Origin of the sequence: Vreelandella sp. F11 (genome assembly GCF_042466685.1) — a bacterium.
In the GTDB taxonomy this organism is placed as follows: Bacteria; Pseudomonadota; Gammaproteobacteria; order Pseudomonadales; family Halomonadaceae; genus Vreelandella.
This window is the reverse complement of record NZ_CP170448.1, coordinates 2,195,334-2,213,502: the sequence shown is the minus strand read 5'-3', so window position 1 is coordinate 2,213,502 and position 18,169 is coordinate 2,195,334. Positions and strand designations below refer to the sequence as shown.

Annotated in this window: 16 protein-coding genes; 12 read left to right on the top strand and 4 right to left on the bottom strand. The window is 55.3% G+C overall.

Features of this window, described 5'->3' with window-relative positions; genetic code table 11:
* Position 1 precedes the first annotated feature (1 nt).
* The 3 genes from serC to ACFIOZ_RS09980 form a co-directional block, all read right to left on the bottom strand.
* Positions 2–1,105: a 3-phosphoserine/phosphohydroxythreonine transaminase gene (serC, locus tag ACFIOZ_RS09990; RefSeq protein WP_386083649.1), complete on the bottom strand. Its 1,104-nt coding sequence runs from the start codon at positions 1,103–1,105 to the stop codon at positions 2–4.
* Positions 1,089–3,830, bottom strand: a complete 2,742-nt coding sequence (gene gyrA / locus ACFIOZ_RS09985) for a DNA gyrase subunit A (RefSeq protein WP_386083646.1) — start codon at positions 3,828–3,830, stop codon at positions 1,089–1,091. The genes serC and gyrA overlap by 17 nt, the downstream gene beginning before the upstream one ends.
* 150 nt (positions 3,831–3,980) lie before the next feature.
* Entirely contained in the window at positions 3,981–4,415 is a 435-nt protein-coding gene (locus ACFIOZ_RS09980; protein ID WP_386083644.1) for an acyl-CoA thioesterase, read from the bottom strand.
* Positions 4,416–4,556: 141 nt separating this feature from the next.
* Here ACFIOZ_RS09980 and ACFIOZ_RS09975 point away from each other — a divergent pair, with 141 nt between their 5' ends.
* The 12 genes from ACFIOZ_RS09975 to nth all read left to right on the top strand — a co-directional run bounded on the left by ACFIOZ_RS09975 (position 4,557) and on the right by nth (position 16,910).
* A complete protein-coding gene (locus tag ACFIOZ_RS09975; protein ID WP_386083642.1) occupies positions 4,557–5,486 on the top strand; it encodes a recombination-associated protein RdgC in 930 nt (309 codons plus the stop codon).
* Positions 5,487–5,553: 67 nt separating this feature from the next.
* Positions 5,554–6,735, top strand: a complete 1,182-nt coding sequence (locus ACFIOZ_RS09970) for a 1-acyl-sn-glycerol-3-phosphate acyltransferase (RefSeq protein WP_386083640.1) — start codon at positions 5,554–5,556, stop codon at positions 6,733–6,735.
* Between the two features lie 127 nt (positions 6,736–6,862).
* Positions 6,863–7,144, top strand: coding sequence for a hypothetical protein (locus ACFIOZ_RS09965; RefSeq protein WP_035579049.1), 282 nt, complete (start codon positions 6,863–6,865; stop codon positions 7,142–7,144).
* 102 nt (positions 7,145–7,246) lie between these two features.
* Positions 7,247–9,283 carry a methionine--tRNA ligase gene (gene metG, locus ACFIOZ_RS09960; protein WP_386083639.1) on the top strand — a complete coding sequence of 679 codons (2,037 nt, stop codon included), beginning with the start codon at positions 7,247–7,249 and terminating at the stop codon, positions 9,281–9,283.
* 102 nt (positions 9,284–9,385) lie between these two features.
* Positions 9,386–10,984, top strand: a complete 1,599-nt coding sequence (locus ACFIOZ_RS09955) for a diguanylate cyclase domain-containing protein (protein ID WP_386083637.1) — start codon at positions 9,386–9,388, stop codon at positions 10,982–10,984.
* Positions 10,981–11,562, top strand: a complete 582-nt coding sequence (rsxA, locus tag ACFIOZ_RS09950) for an electron transport complex subunit RsxA (protein ID WP_007114112.1) — start codon at positions 10,981–10,983, stop codon at positions 11,560–11,562. Before ACFIOZ_RS09955 ends, rsxA begins: the two co-directional genes overlap by 4 nt.
* Before the next feature lie 10 nt (positions 11,563–11,572).
* Positions 11,573–12,175, top strand: a complete 603-nt coding sequence (gene rsxB, locus ACFIOZ_RS09945) for an electron transport complex subunit RsxB (protein WP_386083635.1) — start codon at positions 11,573–11,575, stop codon at positions 12,173–12,175.
* Positions 12,175–13,830, top strand: a complete 1,656-nt coding sequence (gene rsxC / locus ACFIOZ_RS09940; RefSeq protein WP_386083633.1) for an electron transport complex subunit RsxC — start codon at positions 12,175–12,177, stop codon at positions 13,828–13,830. Before rsxB ends, rsxC begins: the two co-directional genes overlap by 1 nt.
* Positions 13,827–14,882 (top strand): RnfABCDGE type electron transport complex subunit D, encoded by a 1,056-nt coding sequence (locus tag ACFIOZ_RS09935; protein WP_386083631.1) that lies wholly within the window; start codon positions 13,827–13,829, stop codon positions 14,880–14,882. Before rsxC ends, ACFIOZ_RS09935 begins: the two co-directional genes overlap by 4 nt.
* Positions 14,879–15,529 carry an electron transport complex subunit RsxG gene (gene rsxG / locus ACFIOZ_RS09930; protein ID WP_386083629.1) on the top strand — a complete coding sequence of 217 codons (651 nt, stop codon included), beginning with the start codon at positions 14,879–14,881 and terminating at the stop codon, positions 15,527–15,529. Before ACFIOZ_RS09935 ends, rsxG begins: the two co-directional genes overlap by 4 nt.
* Positions 15,526–16,227: an electron transport complex subunit E gene (locus ACFIOZ_RS09925; RefSeq protein ID WP_386083627.1), complete on the top strand. Its 702-nt coding sequence runs from the start codon at positions 15,526–15,528 to the stop codon at positions 16,225–16,227. The genes rsxG and ACFIOZ_RS09925 overlap by 4 nt, the downstream gene beginning before the upstream one ends.
* 44 nt (positions 16,228–16,271) lie before the next feature.
* Positions 16,272–16,910, top strand: a complete 639-nt coding sequence (gene nth / locus ACFIOZ_RS09920; protein WP_386083626.1) for an endonuclease III — start codon at positions 16,272–16,274, stop codon at positions 16,908–16,910.
* Between the two features lie 22 nt (positions 16,911–16,932).
* Here the strand turns inward: nth and ACFIOZ_RS09915 are convergent, their stop codons facing one another.
* Positions 16,933–18,006 (bottom strand): tRNA-queuosine alpha-mannosyltransferase domain-containing protein, encoded by a 1,074-nt coding sequence (locus ACFIOZ_RS09915; RefSeq protein ID WP_386083624.1) that lies wholly within the window; start codon positions 18,004–18,006, stop codon positions 16,933–16,935.
* Positions 18,007–18,169: the final 163 nt, after the last annotated feature.

The following is an 18,169-nucleotide window of genomic DNA, read 5'->3' as shown; positions in this document are numbered from 1 at the left end:
GTTAGCCCCTTGTTTTTTCAAAATCAGCCATAAATGCAATTAAGGCATCTACCGCAGACTCAGGCACCGCGTTGTAAAGGCTGGCACGCATACCGCCCACGCTGCGGTGGCCTTTTAGATTAAGCAGTCCCGCCGCATCGGCCTGCTGTAAGAACGCCTTATCCAGCGCTGAATCGGCCAAGACAAAGGGCACATTCATCCGCGAGCGGTTATGTTTTGCAATCGGGTTGCTATACAGCTCGCTGGTATCAATTGCCGCATAGAGCTTATCTGCTTTACGCTGATTGATAGCATCCATCGCCGCCAGCCCACCGATGTCCTCTTTCAGCCACTGGAAGACCAGACCGGCCAAATACCAGGCGTAAGTAGGCGGTGTATTCACCATCGAACCCGCATCTGCCAGCATTTGATAGTTAAACAGCGAAGGTATACTGGCCTGAGATTTACCTAACAGGTCGTCACGCACGACCACCAGCGTTAACCCGGCGGGGCCAATGTTTTTCTGCGCCCCTGCATAGATCACACCAAATTCGCTAACGTCAATGGGCCCAGACAGGATATTCGACGACATATCGCAGACCAGTGGCACGTGAGCACCATCAGGACGTTGAGTATGCGGCGTATAATCAAATTCCAAGCCACCAATTGTCTCGTTAGAGGTATAGTGCAAATACGCAGCATCTGCGCTCACCCGCAGCTCGTCCTGCGTAGGCACCGCCGTATGACCGTTGGGCTCACTGCTGGCAACCACATGACAACCAAAACCCAGGTGTTTGGCTTCATTGAGCGCCTTCTTGCCCCAGATGCCGGTCTGAATAAAGTTACCACTACCACCCTGTCCCAACAGGTTCATGGGCAGCATGGCAAACTGCATGCTGGCCCCGCCCTGTAAAAACAGCACCTTATAATTATCCGGCACGCCCAACAGTTGACGAAAATCGGCTTCGGCACGCTCGGCAATAGCGATAAACTCATCGCTGCGGTGACTCATTTCCATTACAGAAAGGCCGCGCCCTTGATAGTCCAAAAGCTCTTCCTGGGCGCACTCTAGTACAGCGACAGGCAGGGCCGCTGGCCCTGCACAGAAATTATAGTGACGTGTCATCAGCCCCTGCATCCTGTCCATCATCTGAATGGTTACTCGCCGGCGCATCGTTGAGACTGGCTTCTTCAGAGTCAGTTGCTTCGAGATCGTTTAGCTCTTCGCTCTCTTCCGGCTCATCAACGCGTACTGTCTTGACCAGCTTCTCCTCTTTGCCCAAGCGAATCAGCATTACGCCCTGAGTATTACGCGACGTGGTAGAGACCTCCTCCACACGGGTACGCACTAGCGTGCCACGGTCAGTGATCAGCATCATTTCATCACTGTCGTAGACCTGCATCCCCGCTACTAGCGAACCGTTGCGCTCGCTGGTCTGCATAGCAATAACGCCTTGTCCACCACGGCCACGCAGCGGGAACTCCTCCAGGCGGGTGCGCTTGCCGTAACCATTTTCACTGGCGGTCATAATGTAGATTTGACCATCAGAGGTTTCGGCCCCGGTGCTCTCTGGAGCGCTATCTTGCGTTTCTTCTTCGGTATCCGCTTCGGCGTCGATCTGCTGGCTTTTAGGAATAATCAGGCTAATGACTTCCGCATCGCCTGCCAGACGCATACCACGCACGCCGCGGGCAGTACGCCCCATGGCGCGTGCGTTACTCTCTTCAAAGCGAATCGCCTTGCCGTTAGACGACAGCAGCATGGCATGATCATTACCCGTGGTTATTGCCGCACCCACTAAGCGGTCACCCTCCTCAAGGTCAATCGCAATCAGGCCAACGCTGCGCGGCCGTGAGAACTGCTCAAGGCTAGTCCGTTTAACGGTGCCTTTGGCCGTAGCAAAGAAGATGTAGTTATCAGGATTGTAGTCGCGCACCGGCAAGATGGCGTTAACCGCCTCACCCTCTTCCAGCGGCAGCATATTCACCAGAGGCTTACCCCGCGAGCCGCGGCTGGCATTGGGCATTTCATACACTTTCAGCCAGTACACTTTGCCGCGATTTGAGAACAGCAGAACGGTGTCATGCGTAGAGGCCACCAGCAGATGCTCAATCACGTCTTCGTCTTTCATGGCCGTCGCGGACTTACCACGGCCACCTCGGCGCTGGGCCTGATAATCCGACAACGGCTGGGTCTTGGCATAGCCAGAGCGGGACACGGTCACCACCATGTCCTCCTCAGCGATCAAATCTTCCATCGAAAGATCCAGGTGGCTGGCCTGAATTTCCGTGCGACGGTCATCGCCAAACTGATCACGTACGGCGTGCAGCTCTTCGCGGATCACTTCCATCAAGCGATCGGCTGAGGCCAGAATCTCGGTTAGCTCGGCAATTTTCTCAAGAATGCTCAGGTATTCATCAAGCAGCTTCTCAGTTTCAAGGCCCGTCAAGCGGTGCAGGCGTAGCTCAAGAATCGCCTGCGCCTGGGCAGGTGATAGCCGATAAGAGGTGGCCGCAGTGTTTAAACCGAAGCCCTCTTCAAGCTCTTCCGGTTTGCAGGAAGTAGCCCCGGCCCGCTCCAGCATCGCGGTCACCTGGCCGGGCTGCCACGTCTTAGCGAGCAGCTTTTCACGCGCTTCTGCCGCATTGGGCGAGGCTTTGATCAGTTCGATCACTTCGTCGATATTCGAAATGGCAACGGCCAAGCCTTCCAACAGATGACCACGCTCACGGGCTTTTTTCAGCTCATACAGCGTGCGCCGGGTAACCACTTCGCGCCGGTGGCGAATAAAGGCTTCCAGCATCTCTTTAAGGTTGAGGGTACGTGGTTGACCATTTTCCAGCGCCACCATGTTAATCCCAAACACATTTTGCAACTGCGTTTGAGCAAACAGGTTGTTGACCACGACTTCGCCGGACTCACCGCGCTTGATTTCAATCACCACACGCAGGCCGTCTTTATCTGACTCATCGCGCAGCTCGGCGATGCCTTCAATCTTCTTCTCTTTTACCAGCTCGGCGATTTTCTCAATCAACCGTGCCTTGTTCACCTGATAAGGCAGCTCGGTGATGATGATGTGGTCACGACCGGTTTTGTCGTGGTGCTCAATGGTGTGGCAGGCGCGCACATAAATACGCCCACGACCTGTGCGATACGCCGACAAAATGCCTGCGCGGCCATTAATGATGGCACCGGTGGGGAAGTCAGGGCCGGGGATGTACTCCATCAAGTCATCCACCGACAGCGTGTAGTCGTCGATTAACGCCAAGCAGCCGTCAATCACTTCACGCATATTGTGCGGTGGAATATTGGTGGCCATGCCCACTGCGATACCCGATGAGCCGTTGATCAGCAGGTTGGGTACTTTGGTGGGCAGGACGGCGGGAATACGCTCGGTGCCGTCGTAGTTATCCACCCAATCGACGGTATCTTTCTCAAGATCAGCAAGCAGCTCGTGGGCGAGGCGCGACATGCGCACCTCGGTATAACGCATGGCAGCCGCGTTATCCCCATCAATCGAACCGAAGTTACCCTGGCCGTCGACCAGCACATGGCGCATCGAAAAGTGCTGCGCCATACGTACGATGGTGTCATACACGGCGCTATCACCGTGCGGATGGTATTTACCGATGACATCGCCGACGACACGCGCCGACTTCTTGTACGGTTTATTCCAATCATTACCCAGTTCGTGCATGGCAAACAGCACACGCCGGTGAACCGGTTTAAGGCCATCCCGCACATCGGGAAGTGCGCGGCCAATAATGACGCTCATCGCATAGTCGAGATACGACTGTTTAAGCTCGTCTTCAATATTGACGGGCAAGATTTCTCTGGCGATGTCACCCATGAAAGTCAGATCCTTTGCACTGCATTGGCACTGCGAGAGTTGAAAGCGCTTAAAAACACCGCCCTAAACACAATAGAACGGCGCGCAAATACTTCGCCATCATACCACCGCAAAAGCAGCAAGGGCAGCCAGGGAGCTCACCAAAGCGGTTTAGGCGCTAAATGCCTCTTTTGGCAAGGTTAACGCGACTAACGTCTCACGCACCTCTGCTTCAATGGCAGCGGCCTTGTTGGCGCGCATATCAAGCAGCACGAAGGTTAAGTCTGCACGGGCGATAACGGCGCCATCTTTACGCACAATCCGGTGGTGACACACGCCACTTCGTTCACCTATATCAACAATCCCGGTGATAATCTCCAGGTCGTCGCCGTGCACCGCTGCCGCCAAATAATCAATATTCAAATTGACGACGACGAACGCCCGTCCAGCCTGATGGAGCTCTTTAATCATCTCTGGATGCTGGTCAAAGAAATCCCAACGCCCCTCCTCCATAAACTCAAGATAGCGGGCGTTATTCACATGCCCATAGCCATCCAGGTGATAGCCTCGAACGCGTAAATGAACCCGTGACAGTGATGTGCTCATATCAACTCCCCTACAATGATTGACAATGGCCCAATCAAACATAAGTTTGAAACGCGCGCAACAGAGACGATTGATGGCCGCCGCTGGTAGGAAGGCCCCGCTTTCGCCATAATGTGCCACCTTTTGAACAGGATTGGCTCCATGTGGTTTAAGCACTTGCATTTATACCGCCTGCACGACGCGCCGGAATTATCCAGTGATGCGCTGGCTAGCGCCTTAGACGAGCACTCCGCCAAACCACTCGGCAACGCTGATGCGCGTCGCCTTGGCTGGACAGCACCTGCCGGACGCTTGGGCGCAGGCCAGCTTGTGCACGAAATCCAAGGGCACCGGCTGCTTTCCGCTCTGCGCCAAGAGCGCCTACTGCCCGCTTCGGTCGTAAAGGAAGAAGTTGATGAGCAGGTGGCGGATATTGAGGCCAGCGAAGGCCGCAAAGTCACCCGTAAAGAGAAGACTGCGCTCAAAGAACAGGTTACCGAGAATTTACTGCCCCGCGCCTTTGTGCGTAGTCAGAAGATTGATCTCTGGTGGGACACCCGCGGCCAGATGATTGGCATTAATGCTAGCTCGCGCACCCGCGCCGAAGACATTCTGGATCTACTGCGTGAAACCCTGGGCAGCTTAAAAGTCACCCCATTGAGTTCACAGACGCTGCCTATTCGTGCCATGACGACCTGGCTGGGTGACTCAGCCAGCCGACCGGCCGATTTACAGTTGGGCGATCAGGTTGAGCTCAAAGCCAAAGGTGATGACGGCGTGCTGCGTGCTCGTCAGGTCGACTTAGACAGTGATGAAATTCAGCAACTGCTTGAGAGCGGCCGCCAAGCCAGTAAACTCGCTGTTAGTCTGGAAGGTCGGTTAAGCTTTTTGTTACACGATGATTTGGCGCTGAAATCGTTACGCTTTGGCGATGCATTGATTGAAGAAGCCGACCATGCTGACGACGGCGATGATGCGCTTGCTCGCTTGGAAACAGACTTTATTTTAATGGCCCAGGCGCTATCCACGGATATTCCGCGCTTGATAGAGTGGCTCGGCGGCGAGACGCAGCGGGAACCTGCGGCTCAATAAGTGGTTCTATAGACCTTCGCCTCGATGTTATTAATCGATATTTATTATTTACCATCCAACGGTTCGCATGACTCAACACAATAACGCTACCAACGTCTCTACCGAGACAGACCCGTGGGCCGATATTCGGCCCTTTATGGATCATGAAGTGGCCGACGTGCTTGCCAGGCTCTCACGGGATAACGAACTGCTTGATGCGCTAACCCGCTTTCGACTGCCGCGAATGGCACGCTGGGCGCCGTCATTAGCACGTCTGTTTGCTAGTCGTGCCGTGCGGCGTGAAGTTAAGGATGTTTCAACGGTTTACGAATTCCAAATGCGCATTGCCCACTACATGGAGCGCATGATTCGCACCACCACGGATGCGTTTGAGGTCACCGGCCTCGACAAACTCGACGCCAATGGCGCTTATCTCTTTATTGGCAATCACCGCGATATCTCCTTAGACCCAGCGTTCGTCAACTATGCGCTGTATCAGGCAAACCGTGACACCGTGCGTATCGCTATCGGCGACAATCTGCTTAAAAAGCCCTATGTCACCGACCTGATGCGACTTAATAAAAGCTTTATCGTGCCACGCAGCGCTCGGGGTAAACGCGCGATGCTGGCGGCGTATCAACAGCTGTCGGCCTATATTCGCCACACCATTACCGAAGACCAACACTCTATTTGGATGGCACAGCGCGAAGGACGCGCCAAAAACGGCATCGATCACACTGAGCCAGCAATCATTAAAATGTTGACGATGGCCAGACGTAACGCCGAGCGCGATATGGTATTTGGCGAGGCCATCGCGGAACTGAAACTGGTGCCGGTATCGATTAGCTACGAGTACGACCCCTGCGATGTGCAAAAAGCCCAGGAACTGCACGATATCGATACTCAAGGCAGCTACGCTAAAAGTGAGTTTGAAGATATTCGCTCGATTGTGGCGGGCATTACCGGCTCCAAAGGACGTGTACGGCTGCATTTTGGCACGCCGGTAGGTTCTGATATGGCAACCCCCGACGAAGTCGCGGCTGAGATCGATCGCCAGGTGATTGGCGGCTATCGTCTGTTCCCCAGCCACTATTTAGCCTTAGAGGCGTTGGGAGAATCACCTGAACTGGTAGCGCGCAAATCGATCACACGTCAAGACAGAGAGCGCTTTAATGCCCGGCTTGCCGAAGTACCGGAGCCGTTGCGTCCTTATTGGCTTGCTCAATACGCGAATCCCGTTAAACACAAGGCCGGTCGATTGACGCTGTAAACCTGCGCTTTAATTTAGCTTTTTAAAGCCGTGCAACGCATGCCCGTTGGCGGAAAAAATGCTATGGTCAAGGCATTGATTGGCTTCGCTTGGCGCTGTCGTCAATTGCGACCCTGAGGAGATTCCCATGTCCGGTTCAGAAATTCAGAAAACACGTGTCATCAATGAGCTACGTGGTTTTATTCGCAAACTGCTGCAAGATCCAAAAATTCTTGAGCAGTCCCTGGCGGTTGCCAGACAGCAGTTAACAGAAGGCAATAGCCCAGCAGCAATGGCCAGGATTGCCAACGAAATTTCCGATACCACCAGTGTGCACATCCCGGAAGACCCAGCCGAGCACTCTGAGGCAGATAAACTCTTTTTAGAACTACTGCGCGAAGTCGTTCAAGAGGAACAAGCACTCTACTAGTCAGTATCGCCAACCGCGTCAGCGGCGAAGTCTATTGAAACTTCGCCGCGTTTTTGTTATTGCCGAACCGGCACCCCTATTCACTCGGAATTAACCTTCACCATGTCTACTACCGCCACGCGCAACATTTTGGTGACTAGCGCGCTCCCCTACGCCAACGGAGCCATTCACCTCGGTCACTTACTTGAGTATATCCAGACTGATATCTGGGTACGTTTTCAGAAAAGCCGTGGCCAACAGTGCTACTACGTGTGTGCCGATGACGCCCATGGCACTGCCATTATGCTGCGAGCCGAGCAGGAAGGGATTACCTCTGAAGCGCTGATTGAGCGTGTCTCCAACGACCACCAAACAGACTTCGCACGCTTTGGGGTCGGATTCGACAACTACCACTCGACTCACTCGACTGAAAACCGCCACTTCAGCGAAATGATTTATAAGCGCCTGCGTGACAAAGGCCATATCGCCACCCGTGATATCGAGCAGATGTTCGACCCGCAAAAAGGCTTGTTTTTAGCGGATCGCTTTATTAAAGGCACCTGCCCTAAATGTGGCGCCGATGACCAGTATGGCGACAACTGCGAAAAGTGTGGCGCTACTTACACGCCAGCCGACTTGATCAACCCGGTTTCGGCTATTTCAGGCGCCACGCCCGAAGTACGCACCTCGACCCACTACTTCTTTAAGCTGCCTGACTTTGCCGACTTCCTGCAGGGCTGGATCGACGACGGTCATGTGCAGCCGCAAATTCGCAATAAGCTGATGGAGTGGTTTGAGTCCGGTTTTAATGAGTGGGATATCTCCCGCGACGCCCCCTACTTTGGCTTCGAAATCCCTGATGCCCCAGGCAAATACTTCTATGTCTGGCTGGACGCTCCCATCGGCTACCTGGCCAGCTTTAAGAACCTGTGTGACCGCGAAGGCATCGACTTCGACAGCTTCTGGAACAAAGGCTCCGACGCCGAGGTGTATCACTTTATCGGCAAAGATATCGTCTACTTCCACGCGCTGTTCTGGCCCGCCATGCTACATGGCGCAGATCTGCGCACCCCCACCGCCGTCAACTGCCACGGCTTCCTGACGGTAGACGGCGCCAAGATGTCGAAATCCCGCGGCACCTTTATTAAAGCCGCCACCTACGCCGATTATCTCAACCCGGAATATCTGCGCTACTACTTTGCCGCCAAGCTTACTTCCAAAGTTGATGACCTGGATCTGAATTTGGACGATTTTGCCGCGCGGGTAAACTCCGACCTAGTCGGCAAGGTAGTCAACATTGCCAGCCGCTGCGCCGGTTTTGTTAAAAAGCTTGGCGGCGGCAGTCTCTCAAGCCACTGCGCTGAGCCACAGATGGTCGCCCGCTTTATTGCCGCCGGTGATGACATTGCCGAAGACTTTGAAGCTCGGGAATTTAGCCGTGCAATGCGCAAAATTATGGAACTGGCGGATGAAGCCAACACCTACATTGCTGACAAAGAGCCCTGGGCGCTAGCCAAGCAGGATGGCCGCGACACAGAGGTGCTTGAGATATGCTCGGTAGGCATTAATCTGTTCCGCCAGTTGATGGTCTACCTGGCTCCTGTGGTTCCCGCCATGGCTGAAGAGGCCCGCGCATTTCTTAACGTTGAGTCGCTGGATTGGCACACTCGCCAAAGCGTGCTCACCGATCATTCGATCAACAAATTCAAACCGCTGATGACCCGCGTTGAACGCGACAAAATCGATGCCATGATTGAAGCGTCGAAGGAAGATCTCGTGGAAGAGCAAAAATTGAAAGAAGCGCCCAAAGGCCCGCTGGCGGAAGACCCTATCGCTGAGGAGATCGACTTCGCCGCCTTTGCCAAAGTCGACCTGCGCATTGCGCGGATCGCCAAAGCAGAGTACGTCGAAGGCGCCGACAAGCTGCTGCAATTGACCCTCGACCTTGGTGGCGAAACCCGCAACGTCTTCTCCGGCATTCGCTCAGCCTACGCCCCGGAAGCCCTGGAAGGCCGCTTAACGGTTATGGTCGCCAACCTGGCACCTCGGAAAATGCGCTTTGGCGTATCGGAAGGCATGGTGTTAGCCTCTGCCAATGAAGAGGGCATTTATTTGCTTTCCCCAGACACGGGTGCAGAACCGGGTCAACGGGTAACATAATTAGCGTATTTCGCTAATGAGGGGGCAGAGGCTAACCGTCTTTGCCCCTTTTGTTTTTTTATTTTTGATAGCTATTTTCCTCGCTTTGCTCAGGCACACCTTATGGTTCAACACTACTCCCGATCTTTGCGCTTTCGCTTTCTAGCCGCCTTGGGTGGCGTTTTGCTCATCGCGCTTATGTCCTTAGTGGTATTGAGCAGGTGGGTAATATTCCCAGCACTGCATAAAGAAGAGCGCGCGGTAGTCACACAAGAGTTGAGGAAGATTGAACGCGCTTTGCAGATCAGCCAACAAAATTTATTGGCCCAGGCGCGAGATTGGGCAATTTGGGACGATACTTACGAATTCGTCCAAGGTAACTACCCTGGCTATACCGATACCAATTTTAGCCAGCAAATGTTTGAAGAGATGGGCTACCAGTTAATGGCCTTTTTCAACGCAGAAGGCGGTGTGCATTTTTTAGCCGGCATCAATCCCGCTACCGGTCAATACCACACCTGCTACAGTACAGAGCGTGATTGCCGTTGGATGTCAGGATTGATTCGCACTATGCAGGCTTCCATTAAAGAAGATCCCAAACAGGGTAAAAGCGAGCTGTATGCGGGCTCACCGCCGCTAATAGTGGCCTCCAATCCTATTTTTCGTACCGACGAAAGCGGCCCATCCCAGGGCTGGCTGTTTAAAGTGCGTCCCATGGATAATGCGTGGCTTGCTTTAATTGAAGATTATACTGGGCTAGAAACGACGCTATCGGTGGTTAATAGCAGTGAGAGTAAAGATATTGCTATTACCATCAGTGGCAACACCATCTTTGCCCAGCGTTACTTATCTACCTATCCACTCAACGAGCAGCTAGCGTTGGGAACTCAGCTTAACCGCACCAGTTACTTGGCCAGCTTAGAGACCTTTCGCTACGTCTTGTTATGGACAGCCTGCTTGATGCTATTGGTTATAGTCCTTGTACTGCTGCTATTAGAGCGCATTATCCTAAAGCCCCTCAAAATCTTAACCCGTTTCACCCAGCAAGCCAGTGATGATCTTGAAGGGGCACACAGCTTGTTGCTGCGTGGTGATGAAATAGGCATACTCGCGCGCGCTTTTCAAAAGCAGTTTAAGCGCCAACAGCAACTTAACGCCGACCTAATTGAGCTTTCTACCCATGACCCCCTAACCGGCTTACCCAACCGCCGCCTATTCGATCAACGCTTGCAAGAGTTGGTGAATATCGCCATAGCCTCTGGTCAGCCACTCACTGTCATGATGATAGATATTGACCATTTCAAACTGTTTAATGATCATTATGGACACCCTGAAGGTGACGTCTGTTTGCAGCGGGTAGCTCAGGCGATGCATAACGTCGCCTCTACCCACGGATTTTTTATAGCGCGCACGGGCGGCGAAGAGTTTAGTGCCATGCTACCTGCCACTTCCGCCACCCAGGCAGTGGAGAAGAGCCAAGCGCTTAGCCATGCCATCGACCAATTACAGCAACCTCACCAGGTGTCACCCGTGGCTTCATATGTCACCGTTAGTATTGGCATTAGCCAGTTGAACATAGAGGGCGCCATGACGCCCAGTGTATTAATGACGACCGCCGACCAAGCGCTCTATGCTGCCAAGGCAGCAGGCCGACACTGCGCCAAGGTCTATACGCCTTCGCTAGCCAACACCGCCTTTTCTTCGCACAATACGCTGTCATGAGTGAGTTATTTATCATTTTGATCAGCACTGCCCTGGTCAACAACTTCGTACTGGTTCAGTTTCTGGGCCTGTGCCCCTTTATGGGCGTCTCTAACAAACTGGAGTCGGCCATGGGTATGTCCCTGGCCACCACCTTTGTGTTGACCCTGGCGTCGGCCGCTAGCTTCGTGGTCTACCACGGCCTACTGGTGCCCCTTGACGTCACTTATCTGCGCACTATTAGCTTTATCGTGGTGATCGCCGCCGTGGTGCAGTTTACAGAAATCATGGTGCGCCAGCTGAGCCCGCTGCTGCATCAAGTGCTGGGCATTTTTCTGCCGTTAATCACGACAAATTGTGCGGTATTGGGGGTTGCGCTTTTGTCGCTCAACCGGGAATTAAGCTTTTTTCACACCACCCTATATGGTTTGGGCGCAGCATTGGGCTTCTCTCTTATTTTGGTGCTATTTGCCGCCATGCGCGAACGTTTAGCGGGGGCCGATATACCCAAACCCTTCCAAGGTGCCGCCATTGCCATGGTCACCGCCAGTCTAATGTCGCTGGCCTTTCTCGGCTTTTCAGGCTTGGTGCAGGGATGAGGGCAGCGCGATGAATAGCAGCATTGATCTCATTGGCATCCTTAGCACCGTCGCGGTACTCACCGGACTGGGTATCGGTTTTGGTGCCCTACTGGGCGTGGTGAGCGAGCGCTTTAAGCGCGAAGATAACCCGCTAGTTGAGCAGATTGATGCGCTACTGCCGCAAACGCAGTGCGGCCAGTGCGGTTACCCGGGCTGTCGTCCTTACGCCGAAGCGATTAACCAGGGCGATGCGTTGAACAAATGCCCCCCCGGTGGCGAAGCGACCATTCACGCCCTGGCGGATCTCTTAGGCCGTGAAGCCGAGCCCCTCGACGGTGAGGCCCAGAGCGAGGCCAAAGTGGCCTTTATTCGCGAAGCAGAGTGCATTGGCTGCACAAAGTGTATTCAAGCCTGCCCGGTCGACGCAATTATCGGTGCCGCTAAACTGATGCACACCGTCATTGAAAACGAGTGCACCGGCTGTGATCTCTGCCTAGATCCCTGTCCAGTAGACTGCATTGATATGCTGCCCCGTTCAACCCCGCTCAACCAGTGGCAGCCGGTAGTGACACTCTCATCAAGCGCAAGCGTGATTGCTAGCGACCGCCAACCCGCTTCGGGGGTGGCTTGATGCCGGGCAGCTATGACTTCCCTGGTGGCATTCACCCACCGGAGCGTAAACAGCGCTCCAACCAATCTGCACTGAGTGAAGCGCCACTGCCCCCGCGGGTCACTCTCCCCCTGCAGCAGCATAGCGGCCAGGCCGCCACCCCCTGCGTGTCAGCGGGCGAGGCCGTAAAAGTAGGCAGCGTGATTGCCAAACGGGAAGGAATGATTTCCAGTCATCTGCACGCCAGCATTAGCGGCACGGTAAGCGAGGTTAGCGCTACCCAAATCACCATTGAGGGCGATGGCCAGGATGAGTGGCAGCGGCTGCCCAGCCTCGACTGGCGCATTGCGGATACCGCAGCGTTGCTGGAGCGTTTGAGTGAGAGCGGGATTGTCGGCCTAGGCGGAGCTGGGTTTCCCACCCATATTAAAGCGCGGGTGGTCGAGGAGCATGCGATTCACAACTTGGTGATTAACGCCGCCGAGTGTGAGCCCTATATCACCGCTGACGACCTCACTCTACGCCACTACGCTAATGAGGTGCTCGAAGGTGCGCAGATCGTCGCCAAACTGTGCGGCGCGCAGCAGATTATTATTGGCATTGAAGATAACAAACCTGAGGCCATTGCAGCACTGCAGCATGCCCTGCCTGATAGCCAACCCGTGCCGGTTGAGCTAACCGTCATCCCTACGCGCTACCCCAGCGGCGGTGAGCGTCAGCTAATTAAAAAGCTGCTAGATCTTAACGTGCCTAGTGGCGGCCTGCCCGCTGATGTGGGGGTACTGTGCCATAATCCCGGCACACTGTTGGCAATCCTGCACGCCGTCCGCGATGGCCAGCCACTAGTCTCCAGAGTCGTCACTCTGACCGGTGAGGCGATTGCCCTGCCCGGCAATCGCTGGGTGCGCTTGGGCACTTCAGTCAAGCAACTATTAGAGGAAGCGGAGCTGAACCACTCGGCGCTAAACCAAGTGATTCAGGGCGGCCCGATGATGGGAACCCCGCTACTGACGCTGGATACCCCGGTCACCAAACGCACCAACTGCCTGATCGCCGCCACCCTTGATGAGCTACCGCCGCCCCCAGCGGAATCGCCCTGCATCCGCTGCGGTGAGTGCGAAAGCGTTTGCCCGGTAGCACTGCTTCCCCAACAGCTGCACTGGTACGCCCGCGCTCAGGAAGACACCAAGCTGGAGCGCTATCACCTGTTTGACTGCATTGAGTGCGGCGCCTGCAGCTACGTCTGCCCCAGCCATATTCCGCTAGTGGTGGATTACCGCGAAGCTAAAAGTCGAATACGCCTGCAGCGGATAGAGGCCGCGAAAGCAGAGCACGCCAAACACCGCTTCGAACATCGCCAAGCACGGCTCGCCCGTGAAGAAGCCGAGAAACAGGCTCGCAAGCAAGCCCGTCAGGCGCAACAACGCCGCCCTTCGAACACGGCCGCCACCAGCAGTGAGCAGGTAGACCTGCGTGGCCTACGGATTGCCCATGCCGCCGCGAAAGCATCGGTCAAAAAGGCTGAGAAAACCCTGGCGCGCATCGCACAGGAAGACCCCAAGCAGCCGCTGGATGATTTGGAAACGCAGCTTGCCACGGCACAAGAGAACTTAAAGGCGGCTGAGTTGCAGCTTGCCCAGGCGCGCGAACAGCACTCCAGCGAGGGGTCACCATGAGCATGATGCACGCCTCAACCGTTAAGGATGCTGCGGCGGCAGCTGTACCACCAACGGCGAGCCTAATGCGCTGGGTAATAGTGGCAACACTGCCAGGCATCGCCACAATGAGCTACTTCTTTGGGCTTGGCGTTATCAGCAATGTACTCCTCGCAGCCGCTTTCGGCGTTGCGCTGGAAGCCGCCGTGCTGCGACTACGCATGCGCCCCATTGGTGTCGCGCTGAATGACTCAAGCGCTCTGCTTACCGGCGTTCTGCTGGGTGCATCACTGCCACCCGCTAGCCCCTGGTGGCTGATCGGTGTGGGCATGGTCGCCGCGATTGTGGTCGCCAAGCAGCTATACGGCGGCTTGGGACATAACCCCTTTAACCCCGCCATGGTGGGCTATGCACTGCTGTTGGTATCGTTTCCTGCCTACATGACGCTGTGGGCACCGCCCCAGGAATTGCTACCCAACGGCTTATGGGCGCAAATTGCTGGAACGCTACCCACCGCCCAACTGGATAGTTTGAGCGGCGCCACGCCCCTTGATGCGTTCAAACACAAAGGCGAGGCGGTGCTTGCCAGCGAGTTCTGGGCGACTAATCCACTACCGGATGGAACCCTAAGCGCCTGGCGATGGGTGGCTCTCGCTTGGTTAGCGGGGGGTGTATTACTGCTGGCGAAGAGAATTATTAGCTGGCACATCCCGGTAGCGATGCTGGGTAGCGTACTGCTCCTGGCCACGCTGTTTTACCTCAGCGACCCGAGCCACTATGCCTCGCCGCTGTTTCACTTACTCACCGGGGCAACGCTATTTGGTGCCTTCTTTATTGCCACCGACCCGGTTTCCGCCGCCACTAGTCGGCGTGGCAAACTCATCTATGGCGCGGGCATTGGCGTTCTGGTGATCATTATCCGCACCTTTGGCGGTTACCCCGACGCAGTGGCGTTTGCGGTACTGTTAATGAACCTCTGCGTACCCCTACTTGACCTATATAGCGTACCGCGCCCCACTGGTCAGCCTAAAGCCGCTCCAGGAACGCCAAGAGAGCCAGGAGAGCGGCCATGACTCTCTTTCAGGCCATGCAGCGGGGTGCCTTTGCGCTGGGCACCTTTGCCCTGGTCACCGCAGGCAGCGTCGCGCTTACCCGGGCGCTAACCGCCGAACGTATAGAAACGCATCAATTGGCTTACCAGCACCGTCAGCTTCAAGCCGTGTTGCCCCAAACTCTGGCGAATACACCCGTCACTCAGGTGCTGGAAAGCACCTTTACGATCCCCAATCCAGAAGCACTAGGACTTCAGAGCGATAGCCAAGGCTGGTGGGTGAGCGATCAAGACAGTAACGAGAACGAGAGCAGCGCGGTGATTTTGCCAGTGGTAACCCGCCAGGGGTATAACGGTGAAATTCACTTGTTAATAGGCATCGACCAGCAGCAGCGTATTAGCGGCGTGCGCGTTACCCAGCACCAGGAAACGCCTGGGCTAGGCGATGACATTGAGCGCAGCCGCAGCGACTGGATCACCGAGTTTAATGGATTAAGGTTAGATAGCTTGCCGCCAGAAGGCTGGGCGGTAGCTAAAGATGGCGGTCACTTTGATGCGTTTACCGGTGCGACGATTACCCCCAGGGCCGTGGTCAACGCTGTCCATAAAGCGCTTCAGTACGCAGCCGATACACCGCTACCGATCACCATTGAGGAGCCCACACCATGAGCCAGTGGCGCGAACTCGCCCGAAGTGGCCTTTGGTCGAATAACCCCGCCCTGGTTCAATTGCTGGGGCTCTGCCCGCTGCTGGCCGTCAGCGGCAGCGTGGTCAATGCGCTAGGCTTAGCCATCGCCACGCTGCTGGTGATGGTCGGCGCCAGCACGGCGATTTCACTGATACGCCACCAGGTACCCAATGCGGTGCGACTGCCCGCTTTTGTAATGGTGATTGCCGCTTTTGTCACTTGCGCTGAGCTGCTGATGGCGGCCTATGCCTACCCGCTCTATCAGGTATTGGGGATTTTTATTCCACTGATCGTCACCAACTGCGCCATTCTTGGTCGCGCCGATGCCTTTGCCTCCCGCCAGCCGGTACTCCCCGCGGCTATCGATGGCTTGATGATGGGCCTCGGTTTTGGTGCTGTGCTGGTGCTGCTTGGCGCACTACGCGAGTTGCTCGGCCAAGGCACGCTATTCAGCGGTATGGCGCTACTGTTTGGGCCTAGCGCGGCCAATTGGCAGCTGACCATTGCCGACGACTACCAGTTTCTGTTTTTTGTGCTGCCGCCGGGGGCGTTCTTTGTGGCGGGTATGTTAATCGCCCTGAAAAATGTCATCGACCAACGTAGCGCTGCCCGTGCCCGACCAGCGGCAGCCACACCGCGCGCCGATCGACGCGTGCGGGTCACCGGCACGATTAAGTAAACGGCACACGTAAACAATCGCTTGTATCCATAAAGAGACCCGCCATGAATGCCCAAAAGCGTCATGAAATTTTTACTCGCCTCCAGGCGGAAAATCCCCATCCGACTACCGAGCTAAATTGGAGCACGCCGTTTGAGCTGCTTGCCGCCGTGCTGCTTTCTGCACAAGCCACCGATGTGGGGGTAAATAAAGCCACGGCGCGACTCTATCCCGTCGCCAACACCCCCCAAGGGATCATCGATATAGGTATCGATGAACTAAAAACGCACATCAAAACCATCGGCTTGTATAACACCAAAGCCGAAAACTTGATGAAAACCTGCCACATCCTGGTCAACCAGCACGGCGGCGAAGTGCCCAATACCCGCGAAGCCTTGGAGGCCCTGCCTGGCGTTGGCCGTAAAACCGCCAATGTGATTCTCAATACCGCCTTTGGTCAACCCACCATGGCGGTGGATACGCATATTTTCCGGGTCTCCAACCGCACCGGCATCGCTAAAGGCAAAAATGTCGTTGAGGTGGAGCAAAAACTACTGCGCCATGTGCCAAAAGGATTTCTTCACGATGCTCACCACTGGTTGATTCTTCACGGCCGCTACACCTGCATCGCGCGCAAGCCTCGCTGCGGTAGCTGTATTATCGAGGATCTGTGCGAGTTTAAAGACAAAACTGAGATTGCTTAGCGGCTAACGAAAGCCCAGGCCCTCAAGCTGAATCCATCAGCAATTGTCGATAAGCCCTACGCCAGGCGGGCCACTCCCATGCGGAGGTATCGAGAGTTTCTGGACGGCTAGCCGGATCGGTAAGCCAAGCAGTGAGTCGGTCGTAAAGCCCTTGCCGCGTGCCGTCGTAGCGATAGGCGGGCGGATAAAGAGCGGGAAAGCAGAGCCGATCAGGCACCAGAGGCAGCGCCCCGCGCTGGGCCGCCTCCATAATCGCCAACCCCTGAAACTCATGCCAGGTAGTCGAGACCACAATGCCCGCGCTATCCAGCAACGCCCGATACGCCTCCTCCGGCTGCGGGCCCCACGCCACAATATGAGGGGCTAAGCGCTGCTCCGCCTCGGCAAAAATAGCGGGGGTTTGCCGGAAACGCTGGCCCAGTACTGCCAGCTCAAAGGCCGCCCCGGCATCGCTTAATGCAAACAGCACGGCAAAGAAGTCGTCGGGATTCTTGTCATACTCCCAGCGATGGTTCCAGACAATTCTGTGTGGCACTCTCTTGTGAACAGCCGCTTGCGGGAGACGTTCAGAGCTGTCAGCAATGGGCACAGGTAAAACCAGCGCCCGCACACGCAGCGCCTCCAGCGGCTTAGCTACCGGGAGATTTTCCGGCATTTTTTTCAGAAAGGCCCGCGCACCATCAATAAGAGAGTCGCGGTTATAGGCGCTGTTAAACACCACTGAATCCGCCGCCAGCGCCGCATAGAGATTGACCATCTTGGCCTCTACCTGAGACACCTGATCGCTCGATTCCGGATAGGCAAACTGGTTTTCGTGAAAGTAGACGACCTTTTTTGCCCGGCCAAGATGCGGAAACAGTCCTACCAGGGTTGCCAGATCCACCATCGAGGTCGCTAACACCACATCAAATGACTGACTGAGAGTGTCATGCTCTTTTAACATCCAGCTCAGTGGGTTACCGCGAATACGCCAAGCAAAATGGCGTGGCGGCAGGCTCAACAGCGTCCACGAAAACTCATCGAGCTGAGCCATCAAACTGTGTGCCCAATAGCGATGACTCACCGCTTCGTAGGCGGATAACAGGAGTACGCGCATTGTCAGCCTTAGTAAGCAGATCAGTGGGAGGCCATCAAGCCATGGCAAAGAGGCGTGCAGTGTAGCAAAACGCGTAAGAGAGCTCTTTTGTAATTGCTCCATTCTCTTACCTGCATTCGGCCAAGGTCGTCTTGGCTGACCTGTAAGATCTAACTAGACTCCA

What these genes read in the sequence shown, in the direction of transcription:
- rsxG (WP_386083629.1), top strand. Translation starts at nt 14,879, where the DNA reads ATGACTCTCTTTCAGGCCATGCAGCGGGGTGCCTTTGCGCTGGGCACC.
- ACFIOZ_RS09975 (WP_386083642.1), top strand. Translation starts at nt 4,557, where the DNA reads ATGTGGTTTAAGCACTTGCATTTATACCGCCTGCACGACGCGCCGGAA.
- ACFIOZ_RS09955 (WP_386083637.1), top strand. Translation starts at nt 9,386, where the DNA reads ATGGTTCAACACTACTCCCGATCTTTGCGCTTTCGCTTTCTAGCCGCC.
- ACFIOZ_RS09935 (WP_386083631.1), top strand. Translation starts at nt 13,827, where the DNA reads ATGAGCATGATGCACGCCTCAACCGTTAAGGATGCTGCGGCGGCAGCT.
- ACFIOZ_RS09970 (WP_386083640.1), top strand. Translation starts at nt 5,554, where the DNA reads ATGACTCAACACAATAACGCTACCAACGTCTCTACCGAGACAGACCCG.
- rsxB (WP_386083635.1), top strand. Translation starts at nt 11,573, where the DNA reads ATGAATAGCAGCATTGATCTCATTGGCATCCTTAGCACCGTCGCGGTA.
- ACFIOZ_RS09915 (WP_386083624.1), bottom strand. Translation starts at nt 18,006, where the DNA reads ATGCGCGTACTCCTGTTATCCGCCTACGAAGCGGTGAGTCATCGCTAT.
- rsxC (WP_386083633.1), top strand. Translation starts at nt 12,175, where the DNA reads ATGCCGGGCAGCTATGACTTCCCTGGTGGCATTCACCCACCGGAGCGT.
- rsxA (WP_007114112.1), top strand. Translation starts at nt 10,981, where the DNA reads ATGAGTGAGTTATTTATCATTTTGATCAGCACTGCCCTGGTCAACAAC.
- nth (WP_386083626.1), top strand. Translation starts at nt 16,272, where the DNA reads ATGAATGCCCAAAAGCGTCATGAAATTTTTACTCGCCTCCAGGCGGAA.
- gyrA (WP_386083646.1), bottom strand. Translation starts at nt 3,830, where the DNA reads ATGGGTGACATCGCCAGAGAAATCTTGCCCGTCAATATTGAAGACGAG.
- ACFIOZ_RS09980 (WP_386083644.1), bottom strand. Translation starts at nt 4,415, where the DNA reads ATGAGCACATCACTGTCACGGGTTCATTTACGCGTTCGAGGCTATCAC.
- ACFIOZ_RS09965 (WP_035579049.1), top strand. Translation starts at nt 6,863, where the DNA reads ATGTCCGGTTCAGAAATTCAGAAAACACGTGTCATCAATGAGCTACGT.
- metG (WP_386083639.1), top strand. Translation starts at nt 7,247, where the DNA reads ATGTCTACTACCGCCACGCGCAACATTTTGGTGACTAGCGCGCTCCCC.
- ACFIOZ_RS09925 (WP_386083627.1), top strand. Translation starts at nt 15,526, where the DNA reads ATGAGCCAGTGGCGCGAACTCGCCCGAAGTGGCCTTTGGTCGAATAAC.
- serC (WP_386083649.1), bottom strand. Translation starts at nt 1,105, where the DNA reads ATGACACGTCACTATAATTTCTGTGCAGGGCCAGCGGCCCTGCCTGTC.